The organism is Blautia sp. MSK.18.38 (genome assembly GCF_024460535.1).
GTDB lineage: Bacteria > Bacillota > Clostridia > Lachnospirales > Lachnospiraceae > Blautia_A > Blautia_A fusiformis.
In genome coordinates this window covers 80,929-101,918 of the sequence record NZ_JANFYP010000014.1, presented here as the reverse complement: position 1 = coordinate 101,918, position 20,990 = coordinate 80,929, and the positions used below count along the sequence as shown (strand labels likewise).

At 43.8% G+C, this 20,990-nt stretch carries 20 protein-coding genes and 6 tRNA genes; 17 read left to right on the top strand and 9 right to left on the bottom strand.

The genetic code is table 11. The annotated features are described in order from the left end of the window. Positions 1 to 524: 524 nt before the first annotated feature. A complete protein-coding gene (locus NE638_RS10405; protein ID WP_129976152.1) occupies positions 525 to 1,136 on the top strand; it encodes an ECF transporter S component in 612 nt (203 codons plus the stop codon). A 238-nt stretch (positions 1,137 to 1,374) separates the two neighbouring features. On the opposite strand, the gene NE638_RS10400 is transcribed toward NE638_RS10405, so the two are convergent. Beyond that, a complete protein-coding gene (locus NE638_RS10400; protein ID WP_243113535.1) occupies positions 1,375 to 1,677 on the bottom strand; it encodes a helix-turn-helix transcriptional regulator in 303 nt (100 codons plus the stop codon). 309 nt (positions 1,678 to 1,986) lie between these two features. Between NE638_RS10400 and NE638_RS10395 the strand changes: the two genes are divergently transcribed. Beyond that, positions 1,987 to 3,393: an MATE family efflux transporter gene (locus tag NE638_RS10395; protein WP_144095119.1), complete on the top strand. Its 1,407-nt coding sequence runs from the start codon at positions 1,987 to 1,989 to the stop codon at positions 3,391 to 3,393. Here the strand turns inward: NE638_RS10395 and NE638_RS10390 are convergent. From NE638_RS10390 to NE638_RS10380, 3 genes are all read right to left on the bottom strand, one after another. Beyond that, on the bottom strand, positions 3,375 to 4,517 hold the full coding sequence (locus NE638_RS10390; protein WP_173746149.1) for an RluA family pseudouridine synthase: 1,143 nt from the start codon (positions 4,515 to 4,517) through the stop codon (positions 3,375 to 3,377). The genes NE638_RS10395 and NE638_RS10390 overlap by 19 nt on opposite strands. A 65-nt stretch (positions 4,518 to 4,582) precedes the next feature. After that, on the bottom strand, positions 4,583 to 5,203 hold the full coding sequence (locus NE638_RS10385; protein WP_021651843.1) for a response regulator: 621 nt from the start codon (positions 5,201 to 5,203) through the stop codon (positions 4,583 to 4,585). 133 nt (positions 5,204 to 5,336) lie between these two features. Beyond that, positions 5,337 to 6,518, bottom strand: coding sequence for a sensor histidine kinase (locus NE638_RS10380; protein ID WP_173746148.1), 1,182 nt, complete (start codon positions 6,516 to 6,518; stop codon positions 5,337 to 5,339). A gap of 346 nt (positions 6,519 to 6,864) precedes the next feature. Here NE638_RS10380 and NE638_RS10375 point away from each other — a divergent pair, with 346 nt between their 5' ends. From NE638_RS10375 to NE638_RS10345, 7 genes are all read left to right on the top strand, one after another. After that, on the top strand, positions 6,865 to 7,794 hold the full coding sequence (locus NE638_RS10375; RefSeq protein ID WP_114001774.1) for an ABC transporter ATP-binding protein: 930 nt from the start codon (positions 6,865 to 6,867) through the stop codon (positions 7,792 to 7,794). 12 nt (positions 7,795 to 7,806) lie between these two features. Continuing rightward, on the top strand, positions 7,807 to 8,931 hold the full coding sequence (locus NE638_RS10370; RefSeq protein WP_161208650.1) for an ABC transporter permease: 1,125 nt from the start codon (positions 7,807 to 7,809) through the stop codon (positions 8,929 to 8,931). After that, a complete protein-coding gene (locus NE638_RS10365; protein WP_161208571.1) occupies positions 8,918 to 10,063 on the top strand; it encodes an ABC transporter permease in 1,146 nt (381 codons plus the stop codon). The genes NE638_RS10370 and NE638_RS10365 overlap by 14 nt, the downstream gene beginning before the upstream one ends. A gap of 71 nt (positions 10,064 to 10,134) precedes the next feature. Then, entirely contained in the window at positions 10,135 to 11,106 is a 972-nt protein-coding gene (locus tag NE638_RS10360) for a D-2-hydroxyacid dehydrogenase (RefSeq protein WP_161208574.1), read from the top strand. Positions 11,107 to 11,244: 138 nt separating this feature from the next. Then, positions 11,245 to 11,844, top strand: a complete 600-nt coding sequence (locus NE638_RS10355) for an NUDIX hydrolase (RefSeq protein WP_092071373.1) — start codon at positions 11,245 to 11,247, stop codon at positions 11,842 to 11,844. 176 nt (positions 11,845 to 12,020) lie between these two features. After that, positions 12,021 to 12,812 carry a uridine phosphorylase gene (gene udp, locus NE638_RS10350; RefSeq protein ID WP_173746147.1) on the top strand — a complete coding sequence of 264 codons (792 nt, stop codon included), beginning with the start codon at positions 12,021 to 12,023 and terminating at the stop codon, positions 12,810 to 12,812. A gap of 37 nt (positions 12,813 to 12,849) precedes the next feature. Beyond that, a complete protein-coding gene (locus NE638_RS10345) occupies positions 12,850 to 13,278 on the top strand; it encodes a cytidine deaminase (protein WP_173746146.1) in 429 nt (142 codons plus the stop codon). A gap of 172 nt (positions 13,279 to 13,450) precedes the next feature. On the opposite strand, the gene NE638_RS10340 is transcribed toward NE638_RS10345, so the two are convergent. Together NE638_RS10340 and NE638_RS10335 are read right to left on the bottom strand one after the other, a co-directional pair. Next, positions 13,451 to 13,521: transfer RNA gene (locus NE638_RS10340), tRNA-Trp, on the bottom strand. 127 nt (positions 13,522 to 13,648) lie between these two features. Next, positions 13,649 to 13,736, bottom strand: a tRNA-Ser gene (locus tag NE638_RS10335). 156 nt (positions 13,737 to 13,892) lie between these two features. Here NE638_RS10335 and epsC point away from each other — a divergent pair. The 5 genes from epsC to NE638_RS10310 all read left to right on the top strand — a co-directional run bounded on the left by epsC (position 13,893) and on the right by NE638_RS10310 (position 15,267). After that, positions 13,893 to 14,813, top strand: a complete 921-nt coding sequence (gene epsC / locus NE638_RS10330) for a serine O-acetyltransferase EpsC (RefSeq protein ID WP_022426729.1) — start codon at positions 13,893 to 13,895, stop codon at positions 14,811 to 14,813. A gap of 125 nt (positions 14,814 to 14,938) precedes the next feature. After that, positions 14,939 to 15,009 (top strand) — tRNA-Gly (locus NE638_RS10325). 3 nt (positions 15,010 to 15,012) lie between these two features. Continuing rightward, positions 15,013 to 15,085 (top strand) — tRNA-Gly (locus tag NE638_RS10320). Positions 15,086 to 15,120: 35 nt separating this feature from the next. Continuing rightward, positions 15,121 to 15,191, top strand: a tRNA-Gly gene (locus NE638_RS10315). 3 nt (positions 15,192 to 15,194) lie between these two features. Next, positions 15,195 to 15,267, top strand: a tRNA-Gly gene (locus NE638_RS10310). A 105-nt stretch (positions 15,268 to 15,372) separates the two neighbouring features. On the opposite strand, the gene NE638_RS10305 is transcribed toward NE638_RS10310, so the two are convergent. Both NE638_RS10305 and NE638_RS10300 read right to left on the bottom strand, forming a co-directional pair. Beyond that, positions 15,373 to 15,588 (bottom strand): DUF378 domain-containing protein, encoded by a 216-nt coding sequence (locus tag NE638_RS10305; RefSeq protein ID WP_021651831.1) that lies wholly within the window; start codon positions 15,586 to 15,588, stop codon positions 15,373 to 15,375. A gap of 211 nt (positions 15,589 to 15,799) precedes the next feature. Then, on the bottom strand, positions 15,800 to 16,963 hold the full coding sequence (locus NE638_RS10300) for a DUF5067 domain-containing protein (RefSeq protein ID WP_244094832.1): 1,164 nt from the start codon (positions 16,961 to 16,963) through the stop codon (positions 15,800 to 15,802). 240 nt (positions 16,964 to 17,203) lie between these two features. Here NE638_RS10300 and NE638_RS10295 point away from each other — a divergent pair, with 240 nt between their 5' ends. From NE638_RS10295 to NE638_RS10285, 3 genes are all read left to right on the top strand, one after another. Beyond that, on the top strand, positions 17,204 to 18,142 hold the full coding sequence (locus NE638_RS10295) for an alpha/beta fold hydrolase (protein ID WP_173746145.1): 939 nt from the start codon (positions 17,204 to 17,206) through the stop codon (positions 18,140 to 18,142). Between the two features lie 97 nt (positions 18,143 to 18,239). Beyond that, positions 18,240 to 19,784, top strand: a complete 1,545-nt coding sequence (gene malQ, locus NE638_RS10290) for a 4-alpha-glucanotransferase (protein WP_173746144.1) — start codon at positions 18,240 to 18,242, stop codon at positions 19,782 to 19,784. A 37-nt stretch (positions 19,785 to 19,821) separates the two neighbouring features. After that, positions 19,822 to 20,250, top strand: a complete 429-nt coding sequence (locus NE638_RS10285; RefSeq protein WP_092071388.1) for a hypothetical protein — start codon at positions 19,822 to 19,824, stop codon at positions 20,248 to 20,250. Positions 20,251 to 20,379: 129 nt separating this feature from the next. Here NE638_RS10285 and NE638_RS10280 read toward each other — a convergent pair whose 3' ends face one another. Continuing rightward, entirely contained in the window at positions 20,380 to 20,910 is a 531-nt protein-coding gene (locus NE638_RS10280; protein ID WP_138277249.1) for a VanZ family protein, read from the bottom strand. Positions 20,911 to 20,990 lie beyond the last annotated feature (80 nt).

Genomic DNA, 20,990 nt, shown 5'->3' with positions numbered 1-20,990 from the left:
GAAGTGTGGTAACACATGGAGCTGACTGTTACTAATCGGGTGAGGGCTTGACCAAAAAGCCGAGGAAGCGGGCAGGATGTAACAGAAATGGGGCGGAATAAGCTTGCTTGTGGAGAACCATTTATGGTACAGACTGAACATTTGCGAAGCAAATGACATCGAACGGCGGAGTCGTGAGATGACCACCGCTGGAGTAGCCAAAAGAAAACAGGTGATGCAGCTTTAGCTGCGAGCCCGTGAAGAAAGCTACGGATCGGTACGCAGGTTAAAATTGATTCAAAAAAGATTAACGATCATCAATAGAACATGTATGTAGTTTTGAATATACAATCATGAAAGAGTGGCTTAAACAGCCACTTTTTTATTACCCATAAAAACTGTCCCCTAAAAAAACATAAAAATTGCCCCTTGTAATATACCCAAACAAGCGGTACTATAACATCCAAGTTATTACATTCCTACATTAATACAATCATACATTAAAGTAATAACAAAGGTAATAACGAAACGAGAGGGGAATTATTATGAACACACAGAACAACACAGTAGTTAAACTTGCAGAAACTGCGTTATTAGCAGCTTTATGTTATGTATCCTTCACATTTCTGCAGATCAAGATCCCGGTGCCGGGCGGAGACGCAACATCCATTCATATCGGAAATGCTTTCTGCGTACTTGCAGCACTGCTTCTGGGTGGCGTATATGGCGGACTTGCCGGAGCTATCGGAATGGGAATTGCAGATATCATGGACCCTGTTTATATCACAGGCGCACCGAAAACCTTTGTACTGAAATTCTGTATCGGTCTGATCGTAGGTCTTGTGGCACACAAGGTTGCAAAGATCAATGAGAGTACAGATAAAAAATATGTTTTCAAATGGAGTGTGATCGCATCTGTCGCAGGACTTGCATTTAACGTAATTGCAGATCCTATCGTAGGATATTTCTACAAACAGTACATTCTGGGACAGCCACAGGAACTGGCACAGGCACTTGCAAAAATGAGTGCGGCGGCAACCTTTATCAATGCAGTTGTATCTGTAATTCTGGTAGCGATCATCTATAATGCAGTACGTCCGGTACTGATCAAAAGTCATCTGATCACAGTTACCAACAACAAAAATCAGGTTGCGTAAAACGACATACTAAAAAAATAATAGAAAACAAGAAATAACACAAGACAGCGAAATGGAAGTAAAATCCATTTCGCTGTTTTTTTATGCGGGTATAGGATCATTTTTTATATGGTTATCCTCACATGGAAAACAAATTTTGGAACAACCAAGATCTGTTTTGACGTATCCATGGCAGTGATTGCTGCGGTACTTTCCTTCGTATTTGCGGGAAGACTGGATGGTGTAAGAGAAGGTACTGTTATTTCCGCATATTCTCCCGCACCTTCTTAGGTGTGCACCCGAAGTGCTCCTGGAACATCCGTCGAAACAGCTTATAATTGTTGAATCCATGGCGTTCCAGAATCACATGCACAGGGTCTTTCGTATTGATCAGATCTTTGTAGAGAAAAGAAAGTCTGTATTCATTCTGATATTCCAGAAATGTAACCCCCATCTTTTTCTTGAAAAAACGGCAGAAATATCCAGCCTGGAGATAAGCAACACCTGCGATCTCATCCAGAGAAATAGGCCGTTTGTAATTCTCAGAAATATAATTCAGCACCAGATTCAGCCGGTCCAGATCTTTTTTCAGCCGGCTTAGATCACTTTGAAAAACTTTGACACTGAAATTGTGACACAGCTGGAACAAAAGTTCAAAGATCAGGATATTGCAGACGAGAGTCGTATGGTGGAGTAAAAAGATACAAAAAAAGCGGAGATTTATCGTTATAAAGACTATTGAAAATAAAAGAAGTTTGTAGTAAGGTAGTAGCTACAACGCTTACGAAAGGGAAGAATGTTTCAGGTGGGCAGTCTCCTTTTTGTGGAGAATTTTGGATGAAGGAAAACGAAAAACAAGGGGGAAGAATTTATGGAGAAGGTAAAAGAGAAATCTTCTTTTTTCCGAAAGTTCGTAGGAGATAAGAGGTTTTATCTGATGGTCCTGTCTATTGCAGTACCGATCATGGTACAGAACGGGATCACAAATTTTGTCAGTCTTCTGGACAATATTATGATCGGTCGTATCGGTACCGAACAGATGTCTGGAGCGGCGATCGTCAATCAGCTGATCTTTGTATATAATCTATGTATTTTCGGCGGGGTGTCCGGAGCGGGAATTTTTACAGCACAGTATTTCGGACAGAAGGATCATGAGGGTGTCCGCCAGACACTTCGTTATAAATTGTGGATGGCAGTGATTCTGACAGCAATCACCATTATACTGTTTCTGACAGCAGGGGGTTCACTGATCAGCATGTATTTAAAAGGTGACGGGACTGCACAGGAGATCAGGGATACTCTTATTTATGGGAAACAGTATTTATGGATCATGCTTCTGGGACTTCCGCCATTTATGATGGTGCAGGTCTATGCAAGTACTTTACGTGAATGCGGTGAGACCGTACTTCCAATGAAGGCCGGGATCGTGGCAGTGCTGATCAATCTGATATTTAATTATCTTCTGATCTATGGAAAATTCGGATTCCCGGAAATGGGAGTAAGAGGCGCGGCTGTTGCCACAGTGCTCTCCAGATATGTGGAAGCCTGCATTGTCCTGAGCTGGACACATAAGCATACAGAAAAGAATATTTTTGCACAGGGTCTGTATTCAACATTAAAGGTTCCGGCGAACCTGACAAAGAAGATACTTATTAAGGGAACCCCGCTGCTTCTGAATGAGACTTTATGGGCAGCCGGAGTGGCCATGCTGACACAATGTTATTCAGTCCGTGGACTGAACGTGGTTGCGGGATTAAATATTTCCAATACCATCAACAATGTATTTAATATCATATTTATCGCACTTGGAGATTCGGTAGCCATTGTTGTAGGACAGCTTCTGGGGGCAGGTAAGATGAAGGAAGCCAGAGATACGGACAACAAGATGATCGCATTTTCTGTGTTCTGCTGTACCTGCGTGGCAGCTGTGATGTTTGTAATGGCACCACTGTTTCCAAGGCTTTACAATACCAATGCTGAGGCACGTACTCTGGCGAAATATTTTATTATGCTCACAGCATTTTTCATGCCGCAGAATGCATTCTTGCATGCAACATATTTTACTTTGCGTTCCGGTGGAAAGACCATCGTTACATTTCTGTTTGACAGTGTGTTTATCTGGGTGGTAAGTGTAACGATCGCATTTACCTTAAGCCGTTTTACAGGTCTGCCTGTACTTGTGATCTACGCAATGGTCCAGGCAGCGGATATGATGAAATGTGTCATTGGATTTATCCTTGTAAAAAAAGGCGTATGGCTTCAGAATATCGTTTCATAGAATTTTTTGAAATCTTCCGGGAGGGGTGCTTCCAGGGAGATTTCTTTTTTGGCATTTTTGTCATGATGCATGGAAGCCCGGGTGTCGGAAGCAGATTCATCAATTGAAAATGGAAGTTGAAATTTAAGCTTCCATGCGTGGAGTGCAGCCCGGGAAAACGGATTCGATATGTCCGATAAACAGTACAGAGAATCACCCAGAAGAGGATGCCCGAGAGATGCCATGTGTACACGGATCTGATGGGTACGGCCGGTTTTCAAACGGAGCATTACAAGAGAAGCCGGAGCTGCTGCGTCAGGGCCGTTAGATTTCAGAACAGAATAAAGGGTTTCTGCATGTTTGCTTCCGGGAAGCGTGCCATCTGTGGATACGACCATTTTCAGACGGTTATCCGGGTCAGGTGCAAGGGGAACGGAGATCCTGTGAAAAGCTCCATCTTCATCCACAGGCATGAAACCGGAAACTGCAGCCAGATAGGTTTTCTCTGAAATCCCTTCTTCACGCTGGTTCTGTAATCTGGCGGCAGCAGTCTGGTTCCTGGCAAAGAGCAGGATACCGGAGGTTTCTTTATCCAATCGTCCGATAGACCGGACTTTGGTAGGCTCTCCTTTGGAACGGAAATAGGAAGCCACCTGGTTGGCGAGACTGTCACTGTAGTGAGAACCGGAAGGATGAGTGACAATCCCGGCAGGTTTATTTATGGCGAGGATATCCTGGTCTTCGTATATGATCGCCAACTCAGGAAGAATCTGTGACGTTGCAGCCAGTGAATGATAAATGTGAGAATTGACATCAGAACCTGCAAATTCTGAAGCTGCGGAATCAGAATATGAAATTGCGTCTGCGGAGAACTGGAAATTGTGATTGGACGAATAGACGGTAAAGGATGAAGATTCCAGCTGGGCAGAATCCACATCGTCCGCTTCCAGGCATACTATGATCTGATCCCCGGGATAAGCGGTTTCCGTTACCCGGCACTGTTGTCCGTTTTTTCGGATACCACCGGGACGGAACTTCGCCTGGCTGATCTGCTTTTTTGTAAGACCTGCCTGCGTGCGAAGAAAGCGGGAGACAGGTGCCGGAACAGCTGTTTTCGGGATATAGATAGTAAGATAGCGGTTCATTGTGAGGAATCCTCCGATTCTATTAAATTAATAAATATTTACAGGAATTTGGATGCAGGAGATTTTTACTTATGCTGATAATAAAAAACAGCAACTTGAGTCCGATCCCTCAGCTGCAGTTTATCCAGAATGGAACTGAGATAATTTCGTACCGTTCCCTCACTGAGAAACAGTTCTGCGGCAATCTCCTTATTGCTGTATCCGTTGGCGATCAGCCGGATGATATCCAGCTCCCGTTCGCTGATGTTTCTGGAAGCATAATCAAATCCGTCGGAGGACTGCAGGAGTTCAGGGATTTTGGATATGATCTCTGTGCCGAATACGGTCTGACCGGAGTAAACCGCCTGAAGGGCCGGAAGAATGCTGGTATGATCCTGCTTCAGAAGATAACCCTTTGTGCCGAGGCGGAGGGCTTTTACAATATATTCATCATCGGAAAAAGTAGTCAGAAGAAGAATTTTTGCCTCCGGAAATTCGCCCAGGATCTTTCTGGAAGCTTCCAGTCCGTCCATTCCTTTCATACGGATATCCATCAGAAGAATATCCGGAAGATACTCTCTGTACAGAGAGCAGGCTTCTTCACCATCAGAGCCGGTGGCAGTCACTTCGATATCCGGGTTTGCTTCAAGAATGGTTTTTAGTGCTCCTGCAACCAGGCAGTCGTCGTCTACGATTATAATTTTCATGTCAAAATCTCCTGTTTATGAGTTATAAAAAGTAAATTTACAGATCAGAAAAAACAGACGGATCCAATATGCCGGGAAAGTACTTTGATCAAATCAGGAAGGTTTCCGGCAAAGTGAGAAATATCTGTCTGATTCAATTAGAAAAAGATTTCGGGATCGTCACAAAGATCCGAAAACCATTCTCCTGCGTAATCTGGACCGTACCGCCCAGCGCCTTTGCACGGTCACGGATATTGGACAGTCCCATACCACCGGAAGTATTTTTGGACTTATTGCTGTCTGATCCAGTTTGAATATCCGGAATTCCATTTTCCGGTGTCCCGTTATCCTCAATGCACAATTGATAAAGTGCAGGATGCTCCCGCAGAAGAATATCCACAGAATCCGCATTGCTATGCCGCATTACATTGGAAAGCCCTTCCTTTGTAATACTGATCAGACTGTATTTCACCTCTCTTGGAATCTGCCTGGACATATCATAAGTAAGATTCACCGGGCAGAAGGTGAAATCCTTTACAAGTCCTTTTATGGCATCTTCCAGATCTATCGCATCGTCATGAAGATCATGTACACTGGAACGGATGCTGTTCATAGCACCGTTCAGGGATTCTTCCAGATTTCCAAGCAGAGGATCAAGAGAATCATTTTTGTTGATGGTTTTGCAGGCAGCAGTCATAAGGATAGAACGGGATAGTACATGTCCCACATTATCATGGATCTCTCTGGCAATTCTGTTTCGCTCGCGCAATGTAGCAGCATAAATTTCGTAATCCTGTTTTTCCAGAAGTGCCTTGTTTTTTTCAGAAAGAAGAAGCGTATGTTCCTCACTGTCATCCCGGATTTGATGAAAATCCTGGTAAAGAGCCTGATATTTTCCGGCATAGAGCCAGAGAAAAAATGAGAGAACGAAACCAAAAATCCCAAGCAGACAAAGAACTGCCGGAAATCTATTGATCTGAAAAACCAGAAATCCCCAAAGTGGAAGCGCAGCCACTGCCAGAGGAAAAAGCCCAGCAGATAAGGTCTGATACAGCAGCAGCGGGAAAAATAGAAGAAGATCCGAAAACCACAGGGAACATAATCCAAAGATCACATAGCTTCCTGCAAGAACCGGAATGATATTTCCGGCGGGTTTCAATACTGGCAAAGAATTGTGTGAACAGGATTCTGTTTTACATACCCTGCCCAGATAAGTAATGCAGCAAAGGATCACCGCAAAAAGGAGGGCAAACACAAGAGCCTGATCTGCAGGCACATAAAAAAATGTTAAAGTACTGTATAAAAGCAATAGTATGGAATCTGTAAAATAACGCATAAAAAATATACCCTCCTTTCTCAGAATTACAGCCTTTTCCGAAAGTCAGGCAGATAACCGGCTAAAATTATCGTATCCTGTTCCGGGAGAACCCCTTTTGCTGCACAAATTTCTGAAATCAATGTGCCTTTATTATAATATACCGGTTCCTTCCCTGCAAAGAAAAATCTATCCTTCTGAAAAAGACATGACATTTGTCATTTGCAGGTGGTGACATTCAACACTTGGAGCAGACAGAAGAAAAGGATATAATGGCATCATAGAAGAAATATGAATTTCTGCGAAAAAGACATAAAAGTCCTGCTTAACGGACTGTAAAAAAGGAGGAAAACATATGCCACAGAGTATGGTCCACATAGAAAATCTGGTAAAACGATATGGTGATCTTACCGCACTGAATCATCTGGAACTGGATATCCGGGAGGGTGAGATCTTCGGATTACTTGGTCCCAACGGCTCGGGAAAGACAACGGCCATCAGCTGCCTCTTGTCACTTCTGAAATATGACAGAGGTGAAATAAAGATATTCGGAGAAGAGATGAAGCCGGACAGCTATAAGCTCAAGGAACAGATTGGGATCGTGCTTCAGAATGTAGCCGTTTTTGATGAGCTGACAGTGCAGGAAAATATCGATTATTTCTGCGGCCTTTACATACGGGACAGGAAACGGAGAAAAGAGCTGGTGGAGGATGCCATTGAATTTACAGGTCTTGAAGATTTCCGCAAAATGTACCCAAAGAAGCTTTCCGGGGGCCTTTTACGAAGATTGAACATTGCCTGCGGGATTGCCCACAAGCCAAGACTGATCATTATGGATGAGCCGACGGTAGCTGTAGATCCACAGAGCAGAAACAAGATCCTGGAAGGGATCCAGACGCTGAACCACCAGGGCTCCACCATTATCTACACATCCCATTACATGGAAGAAGTGGAGCAGATCTGTACCAGGATCGCCATCATGGATCACGGAAGAGTCATCGCTCAGGGAACAAAGGAAGAATTGAAGCAGATGATCAAAACAGGAGAGACCATCACCGTAGAAGCCATTGCCCTGGAAGAAAAAAATCTCCGGGATATCCGCACACTGGAGCATGTGTTTGATGTGCAGTATAAAAAACAGGTGCTGGTCGTGCGCTGTACCGATGCGAAGCATAACCTGATCCGTCTTCTTAATTATCTGCAAAGCCAGGATATTTCTTTTGGAAGAGTCTTTTCCGAACTGCCTACATTAAATGATGTCTTTCTGGAGATCACCGGAAAACAGCTAAGAGATTAGGAGGGATGGGAGATCTTACATTTACTGAAATACAGTTTTATTTCCAAGATCCGGAATTTTAACATTGTATTCTGGCCGCTGGTCTTTCCGCTTGTGCTTGGAACCTTTTTTTACTTTGCATTCGGAAATATCAATGAAGCAGATTTTCAGACGGTTCCGGTGGCAGTGGTGAAGGAAGCTTCTGCGGATACGTTTTTTATGACCTATCTGGATGAAGTGGAAAAAAGCAGTCCGGATCTTTTAAAAGCAGAAGAAATGTCGGAAAAGGAAGCGCTGGAAGCACTGCAGGATAAAAAAGTAGAAGGGATTTATTATGTGGGAAAAGAGCCTTCCCTTACAGTAGCAGGAACCGGAATAGAAGAAAGTATCCTTCAGACAGTTCTCGACAGCTGTGAAAACACCAGAACGACTATCACCAATATCATGAAAAAAAATCCGCAGATGGATATGGAAACCATGAAATCCTTGTTAAGTTCCGACAGCTTGGTAAGGGAAGTCTCTCTTGGTGGCCGGACCATTGACGGAAATGTGCAGTTCTTTTACGCACTGATCGCCATGGCCTGCCTGTATGGATGCTTTATCGGATTTGGCTCTGCGATCGGGATCCAGGCTAATATCACACCTCTGGCAGCCAGACGGTGTGTAACGCCGACCCACAAGCTGAAGCTGATCCTTACAGACCAGCTGACATCTTTTGCTCTGGGCTATGTGGACGTGATCATTCTGATCCTGTATCTCCGGTATATTCTCAATCTGGATTTTCAGGGACAGATGGGAAAAATGCTGGTGGTATCTTTTTTCGGAAGTCTCATCGGTGTATCTATGGGAATGTTTATAGGCAGCTTCGGAAAAATGCAGGAAGGCGTCAGAATCGGGCTCATGCTTGGAATCTCTATGGTAAGCAGCTTTCTTGCCGGACTGATGAACGGAAATATGAAGGATATCGTGGAAAACAGTGTTCCGTTTGTGAACCGGATCAATCCTGCATCACTGATCTCAGATGCGTTTTACTGTATCAATGTATATGATGATATGACCAGATACTATAGAAATCTGATCACACTGGCGGTAATGTGCGTGGTGCTGATGATGGCATCCTTTTTCATGGTCAGGAGGGAACGTTATGACAGTATTTAAAGGCTATATGAGGATCATGAAAAAAAATACAGGTCTGATCCTCCTGTATCTGGGCATTTTTTTCGGAGTGACAATGGCACTTCAGGCAGCGGCCGGTAAGGAAACTTATACCAGCTATGAAAGCGAAAAAATAAAGATCGGAGTGGTGGATAAAGACAACGGACCACTTGCAGAAGGATTGGTAAAATGGCTTGAAGGTACGCATCACGTGACCATGCTGGAGGATAACAGGGAGAAGCTTCAGGAAGAGCTTTTTTACAGAAATGTAGAATACATCGTGGTGATTCCTGAGGATTTTTATGAGAACTGTATGGTAAACGGCGAAAGTATTTCTGTGACCAAGGTGCCCGGATCTTATTCGGCATATTATGTGGATCAGCAACTTGAGAGCTGCCTGAATACAATGCGGACATATCTGAAAGCCGGTTTTTCCCAGAAGGAAGCGGCAACAGCGATCCTGGATAAAAAAAGAGGAGAAGTCACCATGCTGGATACAGATGAAAACAGTGGTACGTCCGGATGGCTCTATTATTTCCGATATATTCCATATCTGTTTCTTGCATTACTTTGCTATGTGATGGGATATGTTCTGATGGCTTTCAAAAAAGACGATATACCAAAGAGAATGCAGGCATCTGCGATCTCTGCAAGACGACAGAGTCTGGAGGGGCTTCTGGCCATGTTTGTGATGGGTGGGGGCTTATGGGGAATCGGTATGGCTGGAGCTATCCTTATGTATGGAAAAACATTTCTCAGTTCAGAAAATTTCGGATACTATGTACTGAACACTCTGGTAATGATGGCAGTGGCACTTTCACTTTCCTATCTGATCGGTCTTTTTGTAAAAAATAGTAACATGTTAAGCGGGATCGCAAATATCCTGTCTCTTGGAATGTGCTTTCTGTGTGGTGTGTTTGTTCCCATGAATATTATGGACAGAAACGTCCTGAAGGTGTCTCAGTTTCTTCCTGTGTACTGGTATGAAAACGTAAATGAGACTCTTGGAAGTTATAGTCACCTAACAGGTGAGGCAGCTGTATCGGTGTGGAAAGGCATTGGACTGGAAGCTATGTTTGTGGTAGTTTTTGTCTGCATGATCCTGGCAGTGACCAGATATCAGCGGCAGAAATAACAGAAAATAATAGCAGATGGCTGTTAATTATGGTAGGATATAGCTGATAAAGATGATTTGCGGAGAAAAACATGAAAAAAATACAAGTTTTACTAAAACCACAATGCAATGCAGAAATTCAAAATCAGTTTGCAACAAAATTCGGAGATCAGTGCGAATTTACATTTCAGGGCAAAGAAACTGAGGATGCGATCGCAGCAGCAGAAGTAGTGATCGGAGAGCCAGAGGAAGAAGAAATCCTGAAAGCAGAAAATCTTCGCTGGATCCAGCTGACCTGGGCCGGTGCGGACAAATATACAAAAATGAAAGCATTCCCGACAGGAGTTACATTAACCAATGCTTCCGGCGCTTTTGGAAAGATCATATCAGAATATGTGATCGGGAATATCATTGCGCTGTACCGTGAACTTCCGAACTACTGGAAGAACAAACAGAAACACCTCTGGGTACAGAATCGATCATCAGAAACCATATATGGAAAAAACATTCTCATCCTGGGAACAGGGGATATAGGAAGAAATATTGCCCATAGAATGAAAGCGTTTGAAACGCATGTGACTGGAATAAAAAGAACTGCAGTCCCGGAGCATTTGCAGCAGATGAAAGAGTTTGATGAGGTATATGATCTGACAGCGCTGGATCAGCAGCTTCAGAAAGCGGATATTGTGATCGGCTGTCTCCCGGGAACACCGGAAACAAAAGGCCTTCTGAATTACGAACGGCTGCATTCCATGAAAAAAGATGCAATTCTGGTTAATGTAGGAAGAGGAAGCCTCATTCCAACAGAAGACCTGATCAGAGTACTGGAGGAAGGCCACATAAAAGGAGCGGTCCTGGATGTATTTGAAATAGAACCATTGCCGGAAACATCACCTCTTTGGAATATGGAAAACGTCCTTATCACTCCACACATTGCAGGCCCGAGTTTCGGTGGAAACGCTGAAGTCCAGGATATGATCTGGAACATCTGTATGGAAAATATGGAACGATATCTGAATGGAAAAAAATTAAAAAATATTGTCCGGTTAAAGGATGGGTATTAAATAAAAAAGATAGTTACAAGCTCCTTCTGATAAACTGTGAAGCAGTTATCCGGTTATGAGCAAGTAGCGAAGCGGATGCTTTTATCCGCTTGACTAAAAATACATTTATGGATATTTAAGAAAGAGATAGAGTGCATAATGATAACACGCCAGAAACTGATCGATCAGATAGAAAAATACAAGCCATACAATGAGCAGGAAGAAAAAGATAAAATCCTGATCCTGGACTGGATCAGAAATAATGAGAATGCTTTTTCCAGGGAAAATGCAGTAGCCCATATGACAGCTTCTGCCTGGGTAGTAAACAGAGAACGGACGAAAGTCCTTATGGTATATCACAACATATACAATTCCTGGTCCTGGCTTGGAGGACATGCAGATGGTGAGACGGATTTACTGTCCGTTGCTGTCAGAGAAGTAAAAGAAGAGGCAGGGATTTCCAATGTTCGTCCGGTGTCAGAAGAGATTTTTTCCCTGGAATCCCTGACTGTAGACGGTCATATGAAAAAAGGAAAATATGTATCCAGCCATCTGCACTTTAACCTAACATATCTCCTTGAGGCAGATTCAGAAGAGGCTGTTTCCATAAAAGCAGATGAAAACAGCGGTGTAGCCTGGTTTTCACCGGAAGAAGCATTGATGAGATCAACAGAACCGTGGTTTGTGGAACATGTTTATATTAAGCTTTTGAAGAAAATGAATCTATGTTATAATGGGATAAAGACAAAAGAGGTTTGACATTGACTGAGCAAATACGAAAATCTGACTGTAATGTAAGACAATACAGTTTTGCAGGGATCGATGGGAAGCAAGGTTAAAATAAAAGAATAAAGGACTGGATTGTATGAAAATGCAGTCTTTTTTTTATTCATAAGGAATAGGGAAACTGTTAGCTGAGAAAGGGGGAAACAAACATGAAAAATTATTCAGAGGATGCGGACAGACAGTATCACATTCAGGTAGCAAAAGGAGAAGTGGGACGTTACGTTATTTTACCGGGAGATCCGAAACGCTGCAAAAAGATCGCACAGTATTTTGATGATCCGGTTTTGGTAGCAGATAACCGGGAATACGTAACATACACCGGAACACTGGACGGAGTGAAGGTAAGTGTGACATCTACTGGAATCGGCGGACCGTCCGCTTCTATCGCAATGGAAGAGCTTTATCGGTGCGGGGCTGACACATTTGTACGCATCGGAACCTGCGGTGGAATGCAGCCGGAGGTAAAAAGTGGTGATATTGTTGTTGCAACGGGTGCGATCCGTATGGAGGGCACCAGCAAAGAGTATGCACCTATTGAATTCCCGGCAGTGGCAAATCTGGAAGTGATCAATGCACTTGTGGAAGGAGCAAAGAAAGAAGGATGTGAATTCCACACAGGTGTGGTACAATGTAAGGATTCCTTTTATGGCCAGCATGAGCCGGAAACCAAGCCGGTCAGCTATGAACTGATGAATAAATGGGAAGCGTGGAAACGTCTCGGCTGTCTTGCGTCGGAGATGGAATCCGCTGCTCTTTTTATAGTGGCAAGCCATTTAAAAGTACGTGTGGGCTCCTGCTTCCTGGTGCTTGCAAATCAGGAAAGAGAAAAGCTGGGTTTGGATAATCCTGTGGTACATGATACCGATAAGGCAATCCAGGTTGCAGTACAGGCGATCCGTGAACTGATCCGTGCAGAACAGGCACAGAAAAAGGCAGAATAACGATATACATGTCTGATTCAGGAAAGGTGGGAAAATCATGGAAAAGAAGCAGATCCAAGAAATGATCGATCTGGCAATCAGACAGATGGACTATTCCTATGCGCCATACTCACATTTTCATGTAGGGGCGGTACTTCTTGCAAAAAACGGTACCTATTATACCGGGTGTAACATAGAAAATGCTGCCTATACTCCGACAAACTGTGCGGAAAGAACTGCTTTTTTCAAAGCGGTCAGTGAAGGCATGAGAGACTTTCAGGCAATCTGTATCGTTGGCGGCAAGGATGGTGTTCCTACAGAGTATGCAGCACCCTGTGGAGTATGCAGACAGGTTATGATGGAGTTCTGTGATCCGGAAACCTTTCAGATCATACTGGCAGTCAGCAGAGAAAAATATGATATCTTTACGTTAAAGGAACTGTTGCCATTTGGATTTGGACCGGATAATCTGAAGAAACTGAAGTGATAAGCGCATGTGGATATGTGCAGAGATTTTCACGATATGAATGCAGTGAGAAGTAAAATATTGAAAAGTGATCGCCCGGATGTTGATATGACAGGCCGGGCGATCACTTTTTCTGCCATACAATAAAAAACGCTGAAAATCCTTAATTAAGGTTTTTCAGCGATTCTAATAGCAGGGGATGAGAGAATCGAACTCCCACCAAAGGTTTTGGAGACCCCTATCATACCATTTGACCAATCCCCTATATTAAATTGTATTTTCATCACTGTTGCAATTATACATATAAAATATACAATTGTCAAGAGATGAGAGTGCTTTTTGTATAATAAAATATAAATAAAATTCTTCCTGTCATAAATCGGCAGAAAAGCGGAGATGGAGGGATTTGAACCCTCGCGCCGGTTACCCGACCTACCGCATTTCGAGTGCGGACCCTTCAGCCACTTGGGTACATCTCCGGATGCAAACCTTTATTATTATATAAGGTATCCGGAGAAAGGTCAATCTTTTTTAAAACTTTTCTTTTTTGTATTATTGACGAATCTTCCAGACTATAATATGATAATGAGATAAAGTGTACAGACAGAAGTGGATGTGCAGAAATGGAGGGAATTATGAGCGATAAGAAATCTGCGATTCTCAGGGCGGCGAAGGGTCTTACTGAGAATTATGCTTCAGAAGAACTTTTTATGCCGAAGAGCGGCAGACGTCTGCCGAACCGTTCGGTGATCATTGATATAGTAAGAGATCTGAAATCTATTGTATTTCCGGGATATTTCAGTACGGATACCAGTGCTACCGTATTTCCGGAGTATTATGTGGGACACAGACTGAATGATCTTTATGACAGATTGAAGAATCAGATCGAGATCGCACTTCTTTATCACGGAGAGGAACCGGAAGAAGCAGCAGCTCATGCAGACAGAACTGCATGTGGATTTTTTGAGCAGCTTCCTGAGATCCAGAGACTGCTTCTGACAGATGTACAGGCTGGTTTTGATGGTGACCCCGCAGCCAAGAGCAAGGAAGAGATCATTTTTTCATATCCGGGATTATTTGCTATCTACGTGTATCGTCTGGCACATGTTCTTTATAAAGAAGAGATCCCATTTATCCCGCGCGTGATGTCAGAATATGCTCATGGCCGTACAGGAATCGATATCAACCCGGGAGCGACCATCGGAGAGTATTTCTTTATCGATCATGGTACCGGTGTGGTTGTAGGTGAGACTACAGAGATCGGAAATAATGTAAAACTGTATCAGGGAGTGACACTGGGAGCGCTTTCTACAAGAAAGGGACAGCAGCTTGCCAATGTAAAACGTCATCCGACGATCCGTGATAATGTAACGATCTATTCTAATTCCACAGTGCTCGGTGGTGAGACGGTTGTAGGAGAGAATACGATTATAGGTGGTAATACCTTTATCACAGAATCCATTCCTGCAAATACCAAGGTCAGTGCAAAAAGTCCGGAGCTTGTGATCAAGAAACCGAAGGCCCAGGTTTCTGCCACAAATGTATGGGAGTATTGATAAAAAATCCAATAAATAAAAAAATTAAAAAAAATAAAAAAACCTGTTGACAAATAAAACAGTATGCTATATACTAATCATCGTTGCAGCGGTCAAGCGATCGGTAATCACCGAAGCGACGATGCGCGGGTGTAGTTCAATGGTAGAACACCAGCCTTCCAAGCTGGATACGTGGGTTCGATTCCCATCACCCGCTTGTGCGATAGTGGCGTAGTTGGTAACGCGCGACCTTGCCAAGGTCGAGACCGCGGGTTCGAGCCCCGTCTATCGCTCTCATCGAAGGATGAAGATTTATAATTTCATAACTGCGGGTGTAGTTCAATGGTAGAACACCAGCCTTCCAAGCTGGATACGTGGGTTCGATTCCCATCACCCGCTTGTGCGATAGTGGCGTAGTTGGTAACGCGCGACCTTGCCAAGGTCGAGACCGCGGGTTCGAGCCCCGTCTATCGCTCTTCGGAACTCTGAGGATGATCAGAGTTCTTTTTTGTTGCGAAAAAATCCTCTGCTTTATTTTTATGCAGCAGAGGATTTTTCGCGTTATGTGTTACTGCGTAGCTTATTCAGTTGTTTCACCCTGATCGATCAGAGTATAGAAGGTCAGAAGATAAAGCCCGCATAAGCCTACAAGTCCGTAGATGATCCGGGAGAGCCAGCTCATGCTTCCGAACAGGAATGCTACCAGATTAAAATTAAAGAAGCCGATCAGACCCCAGTTTATGGCACCGACCACAGCAATGGTCAGGGTGAAGTACTGCAGATATTTATTTGACATAAGTCACCATCCTTTCGTTATACAGGAAATAGTTTTTCATGGAATCAAAAAAATATACACAGGAATGAGAAAAAGAAAAACGGAAATTTCTGCCAGCCATGAAAAAATCATGAAGGAGAAATTTCCGTTTTCCTTTCATATGCAAGATAAAATGTAAATTTCCGGTTTATCGAATTTGGATCGTAAATATCCGCCAGGCGATTCCGATATCTTACTTCAGCTTCAGAATCTGAGAGGTTGTCTGTCCGCCGCTTACATTCAGAGTTTCTTTGCCCTGAAGCGTTACATCATTGGTAGTATCCTTCAGAAGAAATACCTGGCATACAGTGACGGTTTTTCCGGGATCAATGGTGCTCATGTAGTTATCTACAGCATCATCGCTGGCTTCCGGATAAGTTCCTTCTAGAACTTCTCCGTTCTGGGAAGCCTGCAGGGTGAAGTCTACAAATGCACTGGACTGGGAATCGCCGGAGTTTGTATAGTCGTAGTAGATCATCAGACAGGGATTTCCGCCGTAGTCCTTGGAAATCGCAAACTGTTTGAAACGGACGGAGAATTTGTCAGTTGTAATATCAATGGATGCACTTGTGCCCTCAGCAGAGGCCGTGCTGCCTGGGGTGGAAGAATCCTCTGCAGCGGCAGAACTGCTATCTGTGCTGTCATCCGTAAGCTGGGATGATATTTCGTCTTTTACGCTTTTGAAGTTTGCGCACATAACCTTGACTGTGGTGTCATCCAGAGAAACGATCTTCCAGTCGCTGCCGATTTTGATCAGAGGATAGGTAATATCGATCTCATTGTATTTCTCATCAGCTGTGGAAGCATTTTCGGCAAGAAGTGCAGCGAGCATTTCCTGGATATCATCCTGTGTCATTTCCTTTCCGGCATAGGCTGCGACAGCAACCTTACGGGTGTATTCCTGAATAGTTGCTGCATAGATATTGGTTCCGTCAATATATTTCATGTGAACCGTTATCTTGGCAGTTCCGTTCTGGATGTCAAATTTGTTTTTGGTGATCTTGTAGGTCATTTTTTTGTTGACGGTAGTGAAGAAATCTGTGTAAGCAGAATCACGGATATCTGCATCATCCAGAGCACTGAGATCATGACTCTGGAGAAGGTTCTCCATTGTGGTAAAATCCATGTTCTGCATGCCTGTGAGAAATTTTTCTGTGGCTTCTACCGGTTTATGGCGCTGCATCATATACCAGGCGGTTCCGCCGGCTGCGGCAGCGATCAGAAGGATGATCAGACAGATCACGAGAGGCTTTTTGCTTTTTTTCTTTCTGTGGGGAGTGTCGCCTTCAAAATCATTGGAGATCAATGATCTGGAGAGCTCATCGTCATAAAAATCATTATTGTCTTCTGTATTCATTATTCCTCCTTACAATAAGTCATTCTGGTTTTCGGGTGGGTAAGTCAGAGGATATCTGTTTGCATTTGCGGGCAAACAGCATCACCCTGTGTTACCGTAACGATTATATCATAGGTTTACTGTTTGAGAAACCCCCTGTGTTATGATATACTGGAAGACACAGAAAAAGTGGTTGAGTACAGGTGACAAAGCGGAATGCGAATGCCCGCTTTATGCAGCAGAAAAGGTGAGGTGAAATATATGTTACGGACAATTCAGTATTCATTTCCTTCAAAAGCAGACGGATTGGAAATTTCCTGCCTGGCAGTAGTGCCGGAGTTGGAACGTAATGAGAAATACCGTGGGATCATACAGATCGTTCACGGAATGAGTGAGTACAAGGAACGCTACATTCCTTTTATGGAATATATGGCAGAGCGAAAATATATAAGTGTGATCCATGATCACCGTGGCCATGGGAAAAGCGTACGCAGTAAAGAGGATCTTGGGTATATGTACGGTGGTGGGGCGGATGCCATGCTGCAGGATATCCATACGGTGAACTGCTTGATCAAGGATCATTTCCCAGGTATCCCGCTGATCCTTTTCGGACACAGCATGGGCTCTCTGGCAGTTCGTGCCTATGCAGCGCATCATGACAGTTGTATGGATATGCTGATCGTCTGCGGCTCACCTAGCTATAATGTATTTCGTCCGGTCGGAGTAGCTCTGGCAAAAGTGGGAAAGACTGTTTTCGGGTCTAAACACAGTGCGGGTCTGATCGAGATGATGTCTTTTGGAAGCTATGCAATGCACTTTAAAAAAGAAAAAAACCGTTTTTCCTGGATTTGCTCTGATCCGCAGGTTGTACAGGATTATTCGGATTCAGAATACTGTGGATTTACCTTTACGGATGATGCATATCTGGCACTTTTTGACCTGATGAAAAGAGCCTATGATGTGAAGCACTGGAAGTGTACAAAGCCGGAAATGCCGGTGCTGTTTATCAGTGGGGCGGAGGATCCCTGCATGGGAAATGTGAGACAGTTTGCGAAGTCTGTCCGTGCCATGCGTTGTGCAGGATACCGGGATGTCCGGGGAAAATTATATCCGGGAATGCGCCACGAGATCCTGAATGAGAAAGACAGGGAAAAGGTTTATCATGATATATTTACATATATCTGCAAAAAAGGACTTTGAACGCTCTGTGACAGAGTGATATAATAAAAATCTGAGTGCTCCTGCAGACATCTGTGAGAGGGCGCAACTACTGAGAAAACAGGAGGATTCGTAAATTATGAGAGCAAGTGGGATTTTACTTCCAGTGTCCAGTCTGCCATCGAAATATGGGATCGGATGCTTTTCTGAGGAAGCATATGAGTTTGTAGACCAGCTGGCAAGAGCAGGACAGAAATACTGGCAGATTCTTCCTCTCGGACCTACCGGATATGGAGATTCACCATACCAGTCTTTTTCTACCTTTGCGGGAAATCCGTATTTTATTGATCTGGAGGCTTTTGTAAAAGAGGGATATCTGGATAAAAGTGATTGCGAGGACTGTGACTGGGGTACAAACGAGAGCTATGTGGATTATGAGAAGATTTATAATTCCAGATTTCGGCTTTTGAGAAAAGCCTTTGAAAATTATGACTGTGAGACAGATCAGGAGTACCGGAAGTTTGTAAAAGAAAATGCTGCCTGGCTGGAAGATTACAGCCTGTATATGGCAATCAAGGACAGCCTGAATGGGATCAGCTGGATCGAATGGCCTACGGAACTCAAAAACAGAGAAAAAGCTACATTGGCTGAAGAAAGAGAGAAGCTTGCAAAAGAAGTGGGATTTTACTGCTTCCAGCAGTTCTGCTTTTTTAAACAGTGGACAGCACTGAAAGCTTATGCAAATGCTAAGGGAGTGGAGATGATCGGAGACATCCCGATCTACGTTGCGTTTGACAGTGCGGATGCCTGGGCACAGCCGGAATTGTTCCAGTTTGATAAGGAAAATATTCCGATCGGCGTTGCCGGATGCCCGCCGGATGCTTTTTCCGCCACAGGGCAGCTCTGGGGAAATCCGCTTTATGACTGGGAATATCACAAGAAAACAGGCTATGCATGGTGGATACGCCGAATGGCAAATTGTATGAAGCTTTATGATGTGGTAAGGATCGACCATTTCAGAGGCTTTGATGAGTATTATTCCATTCCGTACGGAGATAAAACTGCGGAGTTCGGTCACTGGGAAAAGGGACCGGGAATGGATCTGTTCCGTGCGCTTGAAAAGAATCTTGGAAAGCTGGATGTGATCGCAGAGGATCTTGGTCTCCTTACAGACAGTGTGATCGAGATGGTGGAAGAATCCGGATTCCCGGGAATGAAGGTATTGCAGTTTGCTTTTGACGAGAATGAGGACAGTCCGTATCTGACGCACAGATATGAAAGGAATTGCATTGTTTACACAGGTACTCATGACAATGAGACAACAAGAGGATGGTTCCGCAATCTGAGCCAGCATGATCGAAATTTTGCCAGGGCCTATATTGGCTGTGAGGGCAAGCATGAGACTGCGGCAGTGTGGAGCATGATACGTGCGGCGATGTCCAGTGTTGCAGATCGCTGTGTGATCCCGGTACAGGATTATCTCTGCCTTGGAAATGAGGCAAGGATCAATGAACCGTCAACTCTTGGTGACAACTGGAAGTGGCGTATGAAAAAAGGCCAGCTCAATGAAACAATTATTCAGAAGATTTATAAAATGACAAAGCTTTATGGAAGACTTGTAAAAGAAGAAACGGAAGAGAAGGAAAAAACAGAAGCTGACAGGGAAAAGATATCTGACAAATAGAGAAATATAAGGATATCAGAAAGGACAGAAATACATCATGGAAGAACAGAAAAGAGAAAATAAGGAAGAGCTGCAGCAGGAAACTGCTGAGGAAAAGAATTCCGGACAGGGAAATTCTTCCACAAGAAGCAGTCTTCTGTGGATCTTTGCAGGAGGCTATCTTGTGTATACAGGATATCGTCTCTGCGCCAGTGTCATAAGCGGAGCAGAAGACTCCGGTGTGGTATTTCTGGCAGCGGGAGGTATTTTTGTTGTGATCGGAGCAGTGCTTCTGATCATGGCGATCCGTAATCTTGCAAAGGCTGGCGCACAGAAACATGAGCTGGAAGAAGCTGCTGCGAAAAAAGCGGCAGAGGAAGCTTCTCAAAATCCGGAAACCGTGGCAAAGAAAAAAATGTCAATTGCGGAGCGGGCGCATCTTGCGGAAAATCTGGATGACGCACCGGAGGAGAAAGACGAAAAATAAAACTGGATGCAGGTGAGAGTAAAATGCCTGCTGAGATATGACGATTAGTAATAGCAAAAACGGAACATCATAAGGCAAAAAAATCCTTATCTATGTTCCGTTTTTTAGATCAGGCAGATCGCAAAACAGTTATCTGCGTCTTTGCGCGTTTCTGCGTTTTTTTCGAGATTTTTTTCTGTTGGGGGTATGTAAGGTAGACCAGCAGAATGCCTGTACCAGCAAAATTCCGATCATTGCTCCGCAACTGTCGATCCCTACATCCCTTACGGAAGGTCCGCGGGCCTCTACAAAAGACTGATGGTATTCATCCAGTCCAGCAAATCCCACACATACAAATCCGGCAAGGAGCATCAGCCAGATTCCCCGAACTCCGTATACATAGAGGGGGAAGGAAATAGATATGGCCAACAGGCAGTATTCTGTCATGTGAGCAGCCTTACGGACATAAAATTCGATATCTGCAGCTTCCTGGGAAAGCTGTTCCAGGCTTTTGCCGGAAGCTAATATTTCGTTTTTGGTTTCTACGATCTGGTAGCTGATCTTATAGCTCAGGGCACCGGAAACATCTCCGGTCTGTGCGGAAAAAGAGTAGATCACGCACATCATCAGGATCGCAGGTGCAAAAGAAAAAGGTTTTAATAAGGTAATCAGTATTTTCATGGCTCTTAATATAGCACTCCCGCATGGAAAAGTCCAGAAAAATACAGAAAAAGAACAGGGAAAAGGAAAAACAGGGAGAG